The sequence below is a fragment of the Pseudoalteromonas sp. Scap03 genome (assembly GCF_013393115.1).
Taxonomy (GTDB): domain Bacteria; phylum Pseudomonadota; class Gammaproteobacteria; order Enterobacterales; family Alteromonadaceae; genus Pseudoalteromonas.
The window spans coordinates 589,660-606,058 of record NZ_VDEU01000001.1; the positions used below are offsets into that span (position 1 = coordinate 589,660).

At 40.7% G+C, this 16,399-nt stretch carries 15 protein-coding genes; 6 read left to right on the forward strand and 9 right to left on the reverse strand.

Annotation, left to right across the window (positions count from 1 at the left end; all coding sequences use genetic code 11):
• Positions 1–10 precede the first annotated feature (10 nt).
• Together FHG08_RS02675 and speA are read right to left on the reverse strand one after the other, a co-directional pair.
• Positions 11–883: an acyltransferase gene (locus FHG08_RS02675; RefSeq protein WP_178956727.1), complete on the reverse strand. Its 873-nt coding sequence runs from the start codon at positions 881–883 to the stop codon at positions 11–13.
• Positions 884–944: 61 nt separating this feature from the next.
• The gene (gene speA, locus FHG08_RS02680) at positions 945–2,825 is read right to left on the reverse strand and encodes a biosynthetic arginine decarboxylase (protein WP_178956728.1); all 1,881 of its coding nucleotides are present in this window, start codon (positions 2,823–2,825) and stop codon (positions 945–947) included.
• Between the two features lie 198 nt (positions 2,826–3,023).
• Between speA and speE the strand changes: the two genes are divergently transcribed.
• Positions 3,024–3,887 carry a polyamine aminopropyltransferase gene (gene speE, locus FHG08_RS02685; protein ID WP_138608318.1) on the forward strand — a complete coding sequence of 288 codons (864 nt, stop codon included), beginning with the start codon at positions 3,024–3,026 and terminating at the stop codon, positions 3,885–3,887.
• Between the two features lie 62 nt (positions 3,888–3,949).
• Here speE and FHG08_RS02690 read toward each other — a convergent pair whose 3' ends face one another.
• Together FHG08_RS02690 and FHG08_RS02695 are read right to left on the reverse strand one after the other, a co-directional pair.
• Positions 3,950–5,188 carry a hypothetical protein gene (locus tag FHG08_RS02690; protein ID WP_178956729.1) on the reverse strand — a complete coding sequence of 413 codons (1,239 nt, stop codon included), beginning with the start codon at positions 5,186–5,188 and terminating at the stop codon, positions 3,950–3,952.
• Positions 5,166–5,792, reverse strand: a complete 627-nt coding sequence (locus FHG08_RS02695) for a methylamine utilization protein (protein ID WP_138570699.1) — start codon at positions 5,790–5,792, stop codon at positions 5,166–5,168. The genes FHG08_RS02690 and FHG08_RS02695 overlap by 23 nt, the downstream gene beginning before the upstream one ends.
• A gap of 174 nt (positions 5,793–5,966) precedes the next feature.
• Here FHG08_RS02695 and FHG08_RS02700 point away from each other — a divergent pair, with 174 nt between their 5' ends.
• A complete protein-coding gene (locus tag FHG08_RS02700) occupies positions 5,967–8,009 on the forward strand; it encodes a glycoside hydrolase family 97 protein (protein WP_178956730.1) in 2,043 nt (680 codons plus the stop codon).
• 60 nt (positions 8,010–8,069) lie between these two features.
• On the opposite strand, the gene envZ is transcribed toward FHG08_RS02700, so the two are convergent.
• On the reverse strand, positions 8,070–9,383 hold the full coding sequence (gene envZ, locus FHG08_RS02705; protein WP_055012728.1) for a two-component system sensor histidine kinase EnvZ: 1,314 nt from the start codon (positions 9,381–9,383) through the stop codon (positions 8,070–8,072).
• Between the two features lie 5 nt (positions 9,384–9,388).
• Positions 9,389–10,108: a two-component system response regulator OmpR gene (gene ompR, locus FHG08_RS02710; RefSeq protein ID WP_008109519.1), complete on the reverse strand. Its 720-nt coding sequence runs from the start codon at positions 10,106–10,108 to the stop codon at positions 9,389–9,391.
• Between the two features lie 183 nt (positions 10,109–10,291).
• Here ompR and greB point away from each other — a divergent pair, with 183 nt between their 5' ends.
• From greB to FHG08_RS02730, 4 genes are all read left to right on the forward strand, one after another.
• Complete coding sequence (gene greB / locus FHG08_RS02715; protein WP_010392431.1) at positions 10,292–10,765, forward strand: transcription elongation factor GreB; 474 nt, start codon at positions 10,292–10,294, stop codon at positions 10,763–10,765.
• A 124-nt stretch (positions 10,766–10,889) separates the two neighbouring features.
• Positions 10,890–11,195: a hypothetical protein gene (locus tag FHG08_RS02720; protein ID WP_178956731.1), complete on the forward strand. Its 306-nt coding sequence runs from the start codon at positions 10,890–10,892 to the stop codon at positions 11,193–11,195.
• 60 nt (positions 11,196–11,255) lie between these two features.
• Positions 11,256–11,834 carry a CBS domain-containing protein gene (locus FHG08_RS02725; RefSeq protein WP_138608328.1) on the forward strand — a complete coding sequence of 193 codons (579 nt, stop codon included), beginning with the start codon at positions 11,256–11,258 and terminating at the stop codon, positions 11,832–11,834.
• A 156-nt stretch (positions 11,835–11,990) separates the two neighbouring features.
• The gene (locus FHG08_RS02730; protein ID WP_054202833.1) at positions 11,991–14,315 is read left to right on the forward strand and encodes a Tex family protein; all 2,325 of its coding nucleotides are present in this window, start codon (positions 11,991–11,993) and stop codon (positions 14,313–14,315) included.
• 62 nt (positions 14,316–14,377) lie between these two features.
• Here FHG08_RS02730 and FHG08_RS02735 read toward each other — a convergent pair whose 3' ends face one another.
• The 3 genes from FHG08_RS02735 to bioH all read right to left on the reverse strand — a co-directional run bounded on the left by FHG08_RS02735 (position 14,378) and on the right by bioH (position 16,380).
• Positions 14,378–15,235 (reverse strand): putative metalloprotease CJM1_0395 family protein, encoded by an 858-nt coding sequence (locus tag FHG08_RS02735; RefSeq protein ID WP_178956732.1) that lies wholly within the window; start codon positions 15,233–15,235, stop codon positions 14,378–14,380.
• Between the two features lie 6 nt (positions 15,236–15,241).
• Positions 15,242–15,550, reverse strand: coding sequence for a hypothetical protein (locus tag FHG08_RS02740; protein ID WP_008112879.1), 309 nt, complete (start codon positions 15,548–15,550; stop codon positions 15,242–15,244).
• 92 nt (positions 15,551–15,642) lie between these two features.
• Positions 15,643–16,380, reverse strand: a complete 738-nt coding sequence (bioH, locus tag FHG08_RS02745; RefSeq protein WP_178956733.1) for a pimeloyl-ACP methyl ester esterase BioH — start codon at positions 16,378–16,380, stop codon at positions 15,643–15,645.
• Between the last annotated feature and the right edge of the window lie 19 nt (positions 16,381–16,399).

A 16,399-nucleotide genomic window follows, 5' to 3' on the forward strand; every position in this document is an offset into this window, starting at 1 on the left:
AGCTCATTTTTTATTTTTGTTTTAAATTAACGAGCGTCTGGTTTTTTTCTTCCCACACGCGATTTAATTCCGTTTGAAAACGTACTCTAAAGTCAGGATCATTAGTGTAATCACCAATTAAGTCGTCACTAACACCTTTTACTTCAACATGTACATCAATGTGTTTTACTTTACCGGCTGCAAAATCCATAAAGGTAGGAATGCCCTTAGGGTAATGAATAGTGACATTTACCACCTTAGAAATTTGCTCACCCATAGCTTGCATTACAAACGCCACACCACCCGCTTTTGGTTTAAGTAAATGAGGAAACGGGCTATTTTGGCGCGCATGCTTTTGCGCTGTAAAACGCGTACCTTCAACAAAGTTAACCACACTAACCGGCATTTCTTTAAATTTTTCACACGCTTTACGAGTCGTTTCTAAATCTTTACCACGCAATTTAGGATTCTTTTTTAATTGGCTTTTACTGGTGCGGGTCATAAAAGGAAAGTCGAGCGCCCACCAACATAAACCTAAAACAGGTACGTAAATAAGCTCTTTTTTCAAAAAGAAGTTTAAAAAAGGTATTTTGCGGTTAAACACTCGCTGTAATACTAAAATATCCACCCAGCTTTGGTGGTTCGCGATAACTAGGTACCAATCTTTCAATTTTAGCTCTTCTAGACCGGTTACATTTAGCTTTGTTGGCGTTAATAACGTTTGATTTAGCGTGTTAAACGTCACCCAAATAGAGGCACATTGCTTGGCCGTCCAGCTCATTAATTTTTGAAGTCCCTTAATTGGGATTAGCTTAACGATGCCACAAATAAAAATAGGTACAAACCAAAAAAGAGTGTTTATTGTGTAAAAGAAAATACTAAATACACTGCGAATAACTGACATTACTTCTATTCCTTTAAACATCGCGCAGCCACAAATGACCGCGCTTAACTATGCAACTAAATTAATCTTCAAAATAGGTGTAGCCTTCAAGCCCTGCATTAAGCTCGGCTAAGTAACCTTCTTTACAGTGCTCTGATACATCAAGTTTATTAATCTGAGTGGCAAAGTTATCAGCTAATAACTCGCTATCATAATCAACAAATTTTAATACATCCTTAACGCTGTCACCTTTAATGGCATTGGTTAATACATATCCTTGCTCATTAAGCTCAACATGAACTGAATCGGTATCACCAAATAGGTTATGTAAGTCACCTAAAATCTCTTGGTATGCCCCTACCATAAACATCGCAATATGATACTGCTGACCTTGTGTATATTCAGGAATAGGTAAACTGGTTTCAATTCCTGCACCTTCAACGTACTCACGTATTTGCCCGTCAGAATCACAAGTAATGTCTTGGATAATAGCGCGCTGAGTAAGCGGCTGCGTTAGGTTTTCGATGGGCATAACCGGAAATAACTGCTGAATGCCCCACACATCGGGTAACGACTGAAATAATGAAAAATTCACAAACAGTTTATCGGCTAGTTTTTCGTTTAAATCATCCAGCACTTCGCGGTGAGCTCGTGCATTAGAGCTTAATGAAGCACGAACGCGATGTAAAATAGTAAAGTAAAGCTGCTCTATTTTCGCCCACTCTAGCATGCTTACTAAACCATGTACGTATTGATCGTGTGCTTCACTAAATAAGTGCATTGCATCATGATAAATCTCTAATGCCATACGCGGGTTCAAACGTTGTAAACACTGCCACATTTCATCCAATACTAAGGCACTGTTTTTAACAGGTGGTTCTGGGTTTAAATGATTTGGTGCTTTTTCAACATCAATCACATCGGTAATAAGCACCGCATGATGTGCAGTAAGAGCACGGCCAGATTCGGTAATAATTGCAGGGTGAGCTAAGTTATGTTGGTCGCACACCTCGGCAAATGCATTTACTACATTACGCGCATATTCTTCAACTGTGTAATTCATTGAGCAAGCACTACGTGAGCCTGAACCTTCGTAGTCAACGCCAAGCCCGCCACCCACATCAACAGTATTGAGCGGTACACCGTATTGAGTTAATTCAGCAAAATGGCGAGCACATTCGCGCAAAGCACGATGAATATCGCGAATATTGGCAATTTGAGAACCAATATGAAAATGTACCATTTGCATTAAATGCAACTTGTTATGTTGCTTGAGCACTTCCACTGCACTGAGTACTTGTCCTGCAGTTAAGCCAAACTTACCTTTTTCACCACCGGTATTTTGCCATTTACCTTTACCAACCGAATTTAGGCGAATGCGAATACCAATAGCAGGCTCAATACCTAAATTATCAATTTCTTCCAGCAGTGTGGTTAGCTCAGAGAGTTTTTCAACCACAATTTTAACGCTGTGCCCCATTGCTTGACCAATACAGGCTAAACGTAAAAACTCACTGTCTTTGTAGCCGTTACATACAATAGTAATAGGCTCTTTTGCCACACCTAAAATTGCCATTAGTTCAGGTTTAGAACCGGCTTCAAGCCCCACTAAACCACTTGGGTGTGCCAATAGTTTACTGACTACAGAGCGCTGTTGATTTACTTTTATAGGGTAAACACAGGTGTATTTACCATTATATGCACGGTTGCTACGCGCTTGAGTAAACGCATTGGTGAGCGTATCTACACGGTTTTTTAAAATATCGGTAAAGCGCACCAATACAGGTAAGGTTAATCCTTGCTGTTTAAATTGCTCAGTAAGCTGGCTTAAAGAAATGGCAGGTTTTGTTTGGTCGCCATCCGGATAGGCTATCAATTCACCTTGTGCGTTAATATCAAAATAACCATCGCTCCAATGAGCAACATTGTATGTAGCACGTGCTGTTTCTAAACCCCAAGTCATGGCAACTCTTCTTTATTAAATTAGGTGTAAAGGGGCATTTTAATACGTCACTATCTGCTAAGCTAACAAAAATTGAACTTTCCCCTCTTTATAGCTAACTTTATTCGCTAAAGAGCGTAAAATTTGATTGAGCAATAGCGCAAGCACTGGCAGAATTGCCTCCTTTTTTCATACTCAACCAAAAGTGTAACAACAACTATGGCAAATTTAGATCAAAGTAAGTGGTTTACTGAAATTAGCGACCGCGATGGCAGCGCATTTTCATTACGTATTAACAAAAAGTTAGATGAAAAACAGTCTCCTTTTCAAAAAGTAGAAATGTTTGAAACCACAGACTTTGGTAATTTAATGATCATTGATGGTTGCACTATGGTGAGTAGCCGTGAAAACTTTTTTTATCATGAAATGATCAGCCACCCAGCATTACTAGCACACCCAAACCCTAAAAATGTGGTTATTATTGGCGGCGGCGATTGCGGTACATTACGTGAAGTGCTTAAGCACCCAAGTGTAGAAACTGTGACACAAATCGATATTGACGAAGTAGTTACCCAAATGTCGTTAAAGTACTTCCCAGAGTTATGTGAATCAAATAACGATCCACGTGCCACTGTGATGTTTGACGATGGCATTAAATATATGCGTGAAGCAGCTGGTGAGTCTATTGATGTAGTGATTGTTGATGGAACTGATCCGGTAGGCCCTGGTGAGGGTTTATTTAACCATGCGTTTTATACTAGCTGTTTAAATGCACTTCGCCCTGGTGGAATACTCGTACAACAAAGTGAATCGCCACTTATGCATATGCCACTACTGGTTGAAATGCGCGAAGCTATGCTAAGTGTTGGTTTTAACGACTTGCAAACCCTGCCATTCCCACAACCTATTTACCCAAGTGGTTTATGGTCAGTGACGCTAGCTCGCAAATCTGAAGCATTTAACGGTTTTAGAGAAGATGGCGCAGCAATTATTGCTGAGCATAGTGAATACTACAATGGCGGTATTCATCACGGTGCACTCGCAACACCTAATTACATGAAACGCGCTTTTAACAAAAAATAAAAAGCCATTAATACAAAGTAGGGCTCGCAAGAGCCCTTATATGTTTCTCTTTTTTCTACTAACTAAAACCGAAACTGAGCATTTAATGCTATTTGCTGCTGCGATATTCTCGATGCTTTATTCATAGCTACTCGGTTATCTGCTTGGCTATGAAGCGCTGACCCCTCAATACCTATTTGCCATTGTGGTGTAAGCTGATAACGCCAAGTTGCTGTTAGTCCCTCGCCATGACTAGCATTAGGGTCAAACTTCCAATCGTCTTTGTCTGTCACCTCAAAATAATCGTAACGTACTGAGAAACGGTGGCGTTTTATTTTATGACTCAATAATGCAAAATGACTATAAAATCGAGTATCAACGCCGCGGTTTTGACCCATAGCCGTACCACCCGACATTATTTGGATAATTAATCGTGTTTTCGGTGTAAATTTATTTAGCCATGCGACACTTAAAAATCGAGTATCCCAGGCATATTGACCCGTATTATAATTAAGAGCGCCAGGGTCACCATTGTTATCATAGTAGTACACTCGCAACTGAGACTTTTTTAAATAATCCCAATGTCCACCAACGTAATAACCAAATCGCCCATCGACCTCTTCAAACGGTAAAACTTGGTTTGCTTGAAATTGTAACTGTGGAGTATTTAAAGACGCAACAGGCGCAAAAGCGAGAGCCTCATTAAGTGTTGTTTGGCGATCATGCAAAGCAAAGCCTCGCCAAGCGAGTAATGTCCCCGCAGGATCGTTACCTTTAAATGTCGCACCAACCAAACTAAAACTATGGGCACTATTAAAATTACGGGCTGGGCGTTTAATTGTTGCTTCAACACCTAGCGTTCGCAGCTCTTCACCTACCCAAGAGTTAATTGCCGAATTGGTATAGTTATATGCAGATAACCAGCCCATATCAGGGTTTTCTAATGACAATTGTGGATAAAAGCCACCCACTTTAATATGCCATTTATAATCACTGCGAACTAAAGGTTTATATTGCAGATAAGCCTGACTAACCCCCAAGGTACTTTTTGGGTCTTGATATAAATTAACTACAGCATGGGCAGACCAACTAGAACTTATATCTGCACTTAAATCAATAATTCCCTGAGATAAAACCACACCTTGATTAGCCGCATCATGGCGATATAAACCAATTCCACCCTCTTGCCAGCTTAGTTGTGAATCAGCTTGCACTGCCCTTACTTGCAGCAAACCTTTAACTTGTGCGTTGGCTGAAAAAACACTCAACAAGCAAATAACAACGGCTAAGCCCAATAGACTATTCATAATCGTCAAACTCATCAACTTCAACCCTAATAGGCAAAGTTAGTTTTTGTTTTAACTGATAACTTAATTTATTGTTAGTTATAACAACTTTTTGCGACTCTATGTTGCTAATATCTCTAAAGCCTTCATGCCAAACATTTAGTTTATAGGCTCCATTTGGGATATCGAACGATGCTACTCCTTGCTCATTGGTGATTGCATAATATGGGCTATCCACAACAACAATGTAACCCAACATCCAATCATGAATATTACAACCAAGCTCCACAACTCCTGTTTGTTCAAATGTAATTGGATCTTGTGGTTGTTCTCGATAAAGCTTTAATTCAAATGTTTTGCTTTTAGAAAATGAATACACGTGATGCATTATCGAGTCAGCGTTAGGAAATTCAACTTGGCTGTTTTTTTCAACGACTAAGATATGTGGTGTAAATTGGCGATTTTTTTGTGTCATAGTGAAAAGTGATTTATTTATATTCACGCCAGAGGCTTGATCTGGAGCTAACCAAACAACAACATTTTCTTGAACTTTTTGGTTGTTATTATAAACAGTAACCGTTGCTGCACTACTCTTAAAAACAATGATACAACCTAAAATAGCGAGTAAAATTTTCAGCATATTTTCTTCTTGTTAAATTCTTTTTATTTATTATAGAACTAATTTCATAAAGTTTTGCAGATTAATTAACACACTCTTTTTTAGCTAATTAATTGAATACGTATGCAGCTATCTCGTAATAGTGTGTTCATCACTTTATGCTCATAACCTACGGTTTGACATCAAGGACACACAATGAGATTACCTTTACTACTAGTTGCTTTACTTGCAAGCAGTGCTTTTGCAAAAGAAGCCACGCTGAAATCACCTGATCAAAAAATTAAAATTACCATTTCTGATCAATCATCATCCCCTCATTACTCTATTAGCTTTAATGGTAAGCCTGTTATTGAGCAGTCACGCTTAGGTTTTAGGTTTAAAAGCCAAGCACCATTTGATGACGGCTTTGTTATTAGTGAAGTAACTCGTTCACAAACCGATAGCCAATGGCAGCAACCTTGGGGAGAGCGTCAAACCGTTGTTGATAAGCACAATGAAATTGCCGTTACCTTCAATAAACCTGCGCCCCACGCTGGCACATACACTGTACGATTTAAAGCCTTTGATAGTGGTGTAGGTTTTCGCTATGAAGTCCCTAAGCAAGCCGATTTTGAAAAAACTGAAATTACTAAAGAACTGACCGAATTTGCTATTGCCGCAAAAGATAAAACCACCGCATGGTGGATACCTGCTCGCGGTTGGAACCGTTATGAATATGTCTATAACACTACAGACTTACAAGATGCTGCACTTGTTCATACCCCTTTTACCTTTAAAAATGGTAACGGTGTACATGTCAGCATTCATGAAGCAGCTCTGGTAGATTATGCAGGGATGGTGCTTAACCAGCGTCGCCCAGGTACGTTTAGTGCCGATTTAACACCGTGGTCTGATGGCATTGCGGTTAAGAAGCGCGGCGCATTCAATACTCCTTGGCGCACCATTCAAATAGGTGAGCGAGCGATAGACTTAGTTAATTCAGATATTATTTTAAACCTGAATGAGCCAAATAAACTCGGTGATGTGTCGTGGGTTAAACCAGGTAAATATGTAGGTATTTGGTGGGGAATGCACATCAATGAAACAACTTGGGGCAGTGGAGAAAAACACGGTGCCACCACAAAAAATACTAAATACTATATGGACTTTGCCGCTGAGTATGGCTTTGACGGCGTATTAGTTGAAGGTTGGAACACAGGTTGGGATGGCGACTGGTTTTATAATGGTGATGTATTTAGCTTTACTAAGCCTTATGACGATTTCGATATTGTAGCGCTTACACAGTACAGTAAAGAAAAAGGGGTGCAGTTAATTGGTCATCATGAAACCTCTGGCAATGTCAGCAATTATCGCGACCAAATGGAAGATGCTTTTGCGCTTTATGAAAAATCGAATGTAAGCCAAATAAAAACTGGTTATGTGGCCGATGGTGCCAATATAAAACGCATAGATGAAAACGGCATTGCCCGCTTTGAATGGCATGACGGCCAATTTATGGTAAATGAATACTTACATAACATTAAACTTGCCGCTAAATACAAGCTAAGCATCAACACACATGAACCAATAAAAGACACGGGTCTGCGCCGCACTTACCCTAACTGGATTGCCCGTGAAGGTGCGCGTGGTCAAGAGTTTAACGCATGGGGCACACCACCCAATCCACCAGAACACATTCCCATGCTTGCCTTTACGCGTATGCTGGCAGGACCAATGGACTTTACCCCTGGTATTTTTGATATGAGCTTTAATGGCTTAGGGGACGAGACAAATCGCCCACAAACAACACTAGCAAAGCAATTAGCATTGTATGTAGTAATGTACAGCCCAATTCAAATGGCGGCGGATTTACCACGGAATTATTTAGCTAAACCCGATGCTTTTCAGTTCATTCAAGACGTACCAACCGATTGGCAGCAAAGTATTGCGCTTGATGGTGAAGTAGGCGACTTTATTGTATTTGCACGCAAAGAGCGCAAGCGCGATAACTATTCAGGGAACGATTGGTACTTAGGTGCAGTGACTGACGAAAATGCCCGCACCATTGAGATTAAACTCGACTTTTTAGATAAAGATAAACAGTTTGAAGCGCAAATCTACCAAGACGGTAAAAACGCTGAGTGGAAGAACAATCCTTATGATTTAAGCATTGAAAAACGCACTGTTACCGCAAGCGATAAGCTAACATTAAAATTGGCCACCAGTGGCGGTACAGCCATTCGTTTTAAAGCTCTCTAGTAGTTAATCTGAACTCTAGATAATAAATTAACGCTATCTGCAACCATGCAGATAGCGTTATTAGCTTGGATTAGTAACCTTTATTGGTAGGTATATTTGCGCACTTAAACCACCTTCAGGGCGATTAGAGAGCACCACCTTGCCGCCATGCATATCGATAATACGCTTAATAATTGCAAGGCCTAGGCCGCTACCTTCACTACCGCGAGCTGCATCACCTTGTTTAAACGGCTCAAACACAGACTCCAACTCGCTTTCAGGAATACCCGGACCACTATCGTTGACCGCAATAACCACATATTTTTTATTGGAATTAAAATAACTGAGTACTTCAATATCACCCTCTGAGTAGCGTAGTGCATTTTCTATCATATTGGTCACTACTCGCTTAATCGCGACACTACTTATGGGAATTTTTCCAATATTAGGATTCGGTTTAAACGTGATCGCACGTTGATGCTTAAGCTCACTTTGTACGACTTCACCAAGGAGCGCATTAATATCTTCGCAGGTTTGTTCTTCACGTTTATGATGGCGTAAATATTCGATAAATTGATCGATAATGCCATTCATATCTTCAATATCGTAAATAATGCCTTCACGTAAATAATCATCTTCATCAACCATCATTTCTGTGGCTAAACGAATACGCGTAAGCGGTGTGCGTAAATCATGAGAAACACCGGCCATAAGTAATCGACGGTCGTTTTCAAGGGCAGCAATACCTCGCGACATTTGATTAAAGGCGCGCGTTACCTCAATAACCTCGCTCGACCCTTGCTCTTGTAACTTGGTACTAAAGTCGCCTACCCCTACTTTTATCGCAGCTTGTTGTAATGCTTTTAGTGGTCGGTTCAAATGCCTGGCAAATAACCAACCTCCTAGTACACTTAAAAAGCCGATACTAGAAAGATAAAAGGTTAAAAACTCAAGGTTACTTTCTTTAAATCCGGTGAGCGGCACTTTGACCCAATAACCCGGCGCCTGCGGGGCTTCTACCCAATAAATAAGCGGATCAGTTTGACTAATGCGCACCCGAGAAAAGCCATTTAATTGCTCAGACATACTACGCGATAGCCCAGAATACTCACGACTTTGGCCTAAACCATGACGCATAGCTTCACGCTGAGTCATTACTTCAATGCCGGTTATTTCAAAAAACTTCTCAGAGACTTCATCGGTGACTTCAACGCCATCTTCCCAATCAATAAACACGGTTTTAATTTGCTTAGCCAGCATTAAATTAACTTGTTCAATGGTGGGTTTAACCACATATAAACTTACCGTGACGTAGGAGACTATTTGGTTAATAAGCAACAAAGCGGCAACCAAAAATACGGTTTGTCCAAACGCACTACGCGGAAACATTCCCATAATGATTACTTTTCACCGTCAGGAACAAATACATAACCTAAACCCCATACCGTTTGAATATAGCGTGGGTTAGCGGCATCGACTTCGATCATCCTACGAAGACGTGATACTTGAACATCAATACTGCGCTCAAGCGCACTGTAGTCTCGCCCTCTAGCTAAGTTCATTAATTTATCACGACTTAATGGCTCACGCGGATGAGACACTAACGCTTTTAGCACCGCAAATTCACCACTAGTGAGTGACACCGTGTTATCGCCTTCACTCATTTCGCGGGTGGCTAAATTTAGGGTAAATTTACCAAACGCAATTAAGTTCTCCTGCGCTGAAGGCGCCCCTGGTACTTCTTTTGATTGGCGACGTAAAATAGCTTTTATACGTGCTAATAGCTCGCGAGGGTTAAATGGTTTCGGAATATAATCGTCAGCGCCGAGTTCTAGGCCAATAATGCGGTCTACTTCATCACCTTTGGCGGTAAGCATAACAATAGGGATTTGGTTTTCTTTTTGGCGTAAACGTCTACAAATAGAAAGCCCATCTTCGCCGGGCAGCATTAAATCAAGTACCATTAGATGAAAGTTTTCACGCTCAATTAGTCTATCCATTTGCTCTGAATCCGCAGCTGTTCTGACAATAAACCCTTGCTCTACCAAGTAGCGTTCCAGCAAACTACGCAAACGTTTATCGTCATCAACCACCAATACTTTTACTGTCTCTTGTCCCATAATTTGTTGCTTATTTTTATAATTTATTAATCGTTAATATAAATGAAAAACTTAATAATAAAAAACTAATTAAGTGCTTAGATTGTTACTGAACATTTCAAATTCATTGATAGCTATTTTATCTCGACAAGCTGCCTTTATTTTAATACCTTGCCACACATGAAGATTAAACAAGAACTCAGCGTGAAAACAAATTTAATTACTCGCGAAGGTTATTTACAACTGCAGCAAGAACATGATCATCTTTGGAATGAAAAACGCCCAGAAGTAACTAAAATAGTGAGCTGGGCTGCTAGTCTAGGTGATCGCTCTGAAAACGCAGACTATCAGTACAACAAACGTTTACTACGCCAAATTGACCGTCGTGTTCGCTATTTACGAAAACGCATCCCCGATCTAAAAATTGTTGACTACTCACCCGTACAAGACGGCAAAGTTTTTTTTGGAGCGTGGGTAGAAATAGAAAACGAGGCCGGTGAGTGTAAAAATTTTAGAATTGTCGGCCCCGATGAAATTTATGATCGCAACGACTATATTTCTATCGATTCACCAATGGCGCGAGCGCTATTAAAAAAACAAGTAGACGATGATTTTGAGGTCATGACTCCTCAAGGTGCTAAGCAGTGGTACGTAAATAACATTACCTATCAAAAATGACATCGCTTAGTTTTGATTCAGATCACATTAACTTTTTATTGTTTATATTATCTGAGTAAGCTATAACTAAAGTTACTCAAGTAATGTTGTATTAACTTGAGAGTAGTTAATTAAGGTCACCATTATGTCAAACATAACAGCGCGCATATTACAAAATGCTCTCGTGTTTGCACTCTTCATGAGTGTGAGTTTGACATTGCATGGCGCACCTAAAAATAACAAACTTGATGCTGGTTTTGCTCCAGCTGAATTTATTGTTTGTGACTCCCCTGACCAAGCAAACCTCGACACCGATATAGATTCTCTTGATGGTGTTATTGCGCTTAGAGAAATCCAACCACTTTCTTTAGCGTTTTTCTTTCATTATGAAAGTCGATTTTTAGCCACTGCCTACAGTAATGCAAACCCGCGAGCGCCACCCGTTATTTAATTTAATAACTTGCTTTTAAACATTATTAAATTTTTATAACTATTTATTTAGGTGGATATTATGTCTAACTTTAAAGAACTCCGTACCCAAGACATTTCGCATGGCACTATTGCTGATACTTTTACTAATGAGGCTGTGATTGATTTAACCTCTCCAGCAACACGTATAGTAACTAGCTTTACTCAAACAAGTCCTATGCGCGCAGCGTTTGATACAACCATTGAACAAGCATCAAAACAGTTAAATGCTCAGCCCTCTGATTTTATTTTAGTGACTGACGAACAACAAAAACTAATTGGTATTGTCGCAAGTGCTGATTTACAAAGCTCAAAAATCATGATTTTATCGCAGCGTTTAGGCTTGCCTCGTAGTGAAATTAGCTTACGCTATTTAATGACACCGCTGAGTAATTTAATGGGTGTAAGTATGAAAAGCTTAAGCTATTCATGTATCGGTGATGCACTGCAAACTATGGAGCATCATGGCGCTATGTTTATATTAGTTACTGCGGCTAATAATGAAATAAGTGGTTTAATTTCAGCACGCGATATAGCACGTAAGCTGCAAATTCCTGTTCATATTAGCCCAATAGCGCACACATTTAGTGAAGTACTCGAAAGTGTAGAGCACCCTCACTAAATCCGCTTTTTATTGCCCCAGCAATGGCATCTTAAAGCAAGTAAAATAGCTTGCTTTAAGAGCTTTTTATTACCCTCCCCTGTGATATTATTCAAGACATTGACGCATCAGTTAACTTTTTAGCTGGTCTTATTTTTTGTATTAAAAGGTTTTTGCATGAGCGATATCTCTGCACGTTTAGCAACGGAGCTAAATGCACAGCAGCAACAAGTGGTTGCAGCAACAAAGTTACTTGATGAAGGCGCAACCGTCCCCTTTATTGCCCGTTACAGAAAAGAAGTGACCGGTGGATTAGATGACACCCAACTACGCCTTCTAGAACAACGTTTATCTTATTTGCGTGAACTTGAAGAGCGTCGTGGATTTATCCTGTCGACGATAGAATCACAAAATAAGCTTAGTGCTGAATTAGCGGCTGATATTAAAGCTGCACAAAGTAAAACCGAACTAGAAGACTTATATTTACCTTATAAAGCAAAGCGCCGCACTAAAGGTCAAATAGCTATTGAAGCCGGTTTAGAACCACTAGCTGATGCGTTATTTAACGATCCAATGCTTGACCCAGACGCTGAGGCTGCAAAATTTATTAATGCCGAAAAAGCGATTGTCGATACTAAAGCAGCGCTTGATGGTGCTAAGTTTATTTTGATGGAGCGCTTTGCTGAAGACGCTAAATTACTCGCTAAATTTAGAAGTCATATTAGTCAAAATGGAGCGATTGAAAGTAAACTTATTGATGGCCAAGAACAAGCGGGGGCTAAATACCGAGACTACTTTGAACATCAAGAACCATTAAAAAAAGTCCCCTCGCATCGAGCATTAGCCATGCTAAGAGCACGTAACGAAGGTATTTTACAGTTAACTATTAATCCTGAGCCTAACGCTGAAAACCCAGCGCAATTGTGTGCACAGATGATCAGCGATCATTACCGCCTAGATATTAAAAACAAACCTGCCAGCGCTTGGTTATTAACTGTAGTGCAATGGGCGTGGAAAATTAAGCTTGGATTACATTTAGAAAATGAATTTTTAGCCGCAATGCGTGAAAAAGCCGAAACCGGTGCCATTGATGTATTTGCTAAAAACTTAAAAGACTTATTAATGGCAGCCCCTGCTGGCCCTCGCACTACGTTAGGCTTAGATCCTGGTTTACGTACCGGTTGTAAAATTGCCGTGGTTGATAGCACAGGTAAGCTGCTTGCTACCCAAACGATTTTCCCACATGCACCACAAAATCATTGGGATAAATCATTACGCACGCTCGAGCAATTATGTCGCCAGCATAAAGTTGAGCTCATTGCGATTGGTAACGGTACCGCTTCTCGCGAATCAGATAAACTAGTTGGCGAGCTTATCAAAGCCAATACTGAGCTTAAACTAAATAAAATCATGGTCAGTGAGGCCGGCGCTTCGGTTTACTCCGCTTCTGAGTTCGCTGCTAATGAATTTCCAAATTTAGATGTATCTTTACGTGGTGCCGTATCTATTGCACGTCGCCTTCAAGATCCATTGGCTGAGCTGGTTAAAATAGAGCCTAAGTCTATTGGTGTAGGCCAATATCAACATGATGTATCACAAAGCCAACTAGGACAAAGCCTAATCTCAGTGGTAGAAGACTGTGTAAACAGTGTGGGTGTTGATTTAAATATGGCCTCTGTACCTTTGCTTGCACGTGTTTCTGGTTTAAACAAAACCTTAGCGCAAAATATTGTAAGCTACCGTGATACAAATGGGTCATTTACAAAACGTAGTCAGTTGAAAAAAGTAGAGCGCTTAGGGCCAAAAGCATTTGAACAAGCAGCCGGCTTTTTACGCATTAACAATGGCAGCGATCCACTAGACAACTCATCAGTTCACCCTGAAGCATACCCTATCGTTAAGCGTATTTGTGAGCACAATCAGGTAGACGTAAATAACCTCATTGGTAACAAAGAGTTTTTAAATAAGCTCGCTGCAAATGACTATATTGACGATAAATTTGGTCTGCCTACCGTGACCGATATTATTAGCGAACTTGATAAGCCAGGTCGTGATCCGCGCCCTGAATTTAAAACTGCTGAGTTTAAAGCAGGCGTTGAAAAAATTAGTGATTTAAAACCAGGCATGATTTTAGAAGGCGTGGTATCGAACGTAGCTAATTTTGGCGCATTTGTGGATGTTGGTGTCCATCAAGATGGACTAGTGCATATTTCGGCTATTACTAATAAGTTTATTTCAGACCCACGAGAAGTGGTTAAAGCTGGTGACATCGTTAAAGTGAAAGTGGTTGAAGTTGACGCTGCACGTAAACGTATTAGCTTTACCATGCGCCTAGATGACGAGATAGACACTAGCAATAAAGCTGCCCCTGCGGCGGTGCAAAAGCCACGTGGCAACAATGCAAACCAATCGCGAGCGCCCAAACCTAAGCGCGACACAGGCAATGCCATGATGGGAAATGCGTTTGCTGATGCCTTTGCAAATGCGAAAGTGAAAAAATAAAATGACCCCATAAAAAAACCGCTTAGGCGGTTTTTTTATGGCTATTAAATATAAGGTTTAGTTTAAATTTGTGCTGAGAATTGGCTTTGAGTCGCAGGTGATGTGGCCAGTTGATAAAAACTAGCAATGCGCCCAGCACGCGCTTCTACTTCAACATCACGCGATTGCTCTTCGCTTTTAGCAGTTTTTACTTCTGAACTTTCACTGTTAGAAAACGACGCACTGACTCTGCTTTTATCTTCGCTGCTATCTTCGTCATCAGCTGAAGCTAACTCAGCTTGTGCTGCGGCTATCTTTTGAGTGGCATCTGCCGCAATTGCCCTATCGGCACCTGAAGGCTCAGCCGGCGCGAGTGCTGCAGCACGTACCGTTTGCATTTTTTCAATAGTTGCTTGAGGGTCGCCATTGATAACCCCAACATCTATCGGTACTTCACCACCTACCGCATAGTTAGTACCATCGGGCCCTCTTTGATATTCGTAGCTAGGAGAGCCCGCATATTGTCCACCCACAGCGGCATGCGCTTGCTCATGTGTTCGTACTTCAGTGTCGCGCGCTTTAAGTTCTTTAATTTGCTGTAATTCTTGCTCAAGTTGCAGTTCTTCTTGCTCACTAACTTCTTCTGCAGCTTGTTGTTTTTCTTGCTCGGCATTATCTTGATCGCTATCAGCATTGCCTTCGCGTTGCGCAATCGTTTTATCGTCTGCAATTTTGCCACTCGCATTGTAGGTTGAGCTGTCGCTATTTCCTGGCAGTTTGGCTTTTTCTGCATCACTTTGAGCTTTGTTTTCGGTGCTACCAGCGGTGTTCGCAGCGGCTGGGGGAATGACTTCACGTAGCTGGTTGTCACGCCGAGCAGTCTCCGTATAAACATTTGCGGTGTTTATATTAATAGACGGAAACGGCGTGACAATATTCATGAGAAATTACACTTTAATATCAACTAAAGTGCCTAATACGTCATCTGCAGTTTGGATAGATTGCGTGTTTGCCTTAGCATTAAACTCTTCAACTTTTAAGTTTACTAACGCATCATCAATTCGTGCAGGTTGAGATACTGGCGCGGTGACTGCTTCTTCAGGGCGAGCGGCCGTTAATTGACGTTGCTGCGCTAGTTGAGAGTCGTCTTGCTGCTCTATGCTGGCACGATTAATCTCAGCGCTGGCTTTTTCAATTCCTTGGCTGGCTCTATTAAACCCTTCAACACCACTATTGAATACAGATCCTATTGGCATAATAATAAACCTCCAGCAAATAAATATTGTTTAATTATCGCTCAAAAATCACGCAAAATAAAGCTTTAAACCGCAGTAATCATGGCTTTGCTTCAAAGCATTGATTTAACGGCAGATAAAAATTCACTTTTATGAGAAATAAAAGGCGCATGTGATGCTTTGTCTATCACTTCGTATTCAAAGTCAGCATTAAGTGCCACCATTTTCTCAATGGCCCGATAAGGAACGAGAGAGTCTAAGCGTCCAAAAATGCCGCGAAGAGTCACTGGACATTGAGCAAATAATTCGCGTAAATCTTCATTTTTCAGTATGTCTAGCCCTGCACTTAAAGCCTCGTTATTCGGAGGCGGTGACTGACTCAATAACTGCTTTAACTGTTTTACATCATCGCGAGCCGACTCACTGCCCATTGCCTGAATTGCCAAAAAGCGCTCTATCGTTTTTGAACGCTCTTGCAACAACTGCTCTTTGAACTGTGTTAATACTTTAGGCTTAATGCCAGCCCATGGTAATTGCTCTGCAAAAAAGGGCGTTGAGGCAACTAAAATGACTTTTGATACTTTTTCAGGCCAATGTTTGGCAATATAAATAGCAAACAACCCACCTAAAGACCATCCCATTAGCACCGATTGTGGCTTTAACTGCTCACTCACCTGCTTTGCAGCATCGTGTAATGTATATGGGCTTAAAGAGGCGTTATTATCACCATAACCGGGTAAATCCAAACAGCGCACTTTACCTGAATATAAAAACTCTAATTCTGGTTTTATTAACTGCCACACACCTTGGCTCATTCCCCAACCATGTAACAACACACATTCATTTTGCATATTTGCCTAACCTTAACCA

Bases quoted from the DNA above. Each gene is read 5' to 3' on its own strand.
- FHG08_RS02675 (WP_178956727.1), bottom strand. From the start codon at position 883: ATGTCAGTTATTCGCAGTGTATTTAGTATTTTCTTTTACACAATAAAC.
- speA (WP_178956728.1), bottom strand. From the start codon at position 2,825: ATGACTTGGGGTTTAGAAACAGCACGTGCTACATACAATGTTGCTCAT.
- speE (WP_138608318.1), top strand. From the start codon at position 3,024: ATGGCAAATTTAGATCAAAGTAAGTGGTTTACTGAAATTAGCGACCGC.
- FHG08_RS02690 (WP_178956729.1), bottom strand. From the start codon at position 5,188: ATGAGTTTGACGATTATGAATAGTCTATTGGGCTTAGCCGTTGTTATT.
- FHG08_RS02695 (WP_138570699.1), bottom strand. From the start codon at position 5,792: ATGCTGAAAATTTTACTCGCTATTTTAGGTTGTATCATTGTTTTTAAG.
- FHG08_RS02700 (WP_178956730.1), top strand. From the start codon at position 5,967: ATGAGATTACCTTTACTACTAGTTGCTTTACTTGCAAGCAGTGCTTTT.
- envZ (WP_055012728.1), bottom strand. From the start codon at position 9,383: ATGGGAATGTTTCCGCGTAGTGCGTTTGGACAAACCGTATTTTTGGTT.
- ompR (WP_008109519.1), bottom strand. From the start codon at position 10,108: ATGGGACAAGAGACAGTAAAAGTATTGGTGGTTGATGACGATAAACGT.
- FHG08_RS02720 (WP_178956731.1), top strand. From the start codon at position 10,890: ATGTCAAACATAACAGCGCGCATATTACAAAATGCTCTCGTGTTTGCA.
- FHG08_RS02725 (WP_138608328.1), top strand. From the start codon at position 11,256: ATGTCTAACTTTAAAGAACTCCGTACCCAAGACATTTCGCATGGCACT.
- FHG08_RS02730 (WP_054202833.1), top strand. From the start codon at position 11,991: ATGAGCGATATCTCTGCACGTTTAGCAACGGAGCTAAATGCACAGCAG.
- FHG08_RS02735 (WP_178956732.1), bottom strand. From the start codon at position 15,235: ATGAATATTGTCACGCCGTTTCCGTCTATTAATATAAACACCGCAAAT.
- FHG08_RS02740 (WP_008112879.1), bottom strand. From the start codon at position 15,550: ATGCCAATAGGATCTGTATTCAATAGTGGTGTTGAAGGGTTTAATAGA.
- bioH (WP_178956733.1), bottom strand. From the start codon at position 16,380: ATGCAAAATGAATGTGTGTTGTTACATGGTTGGGGAATGAGCCAAGGT.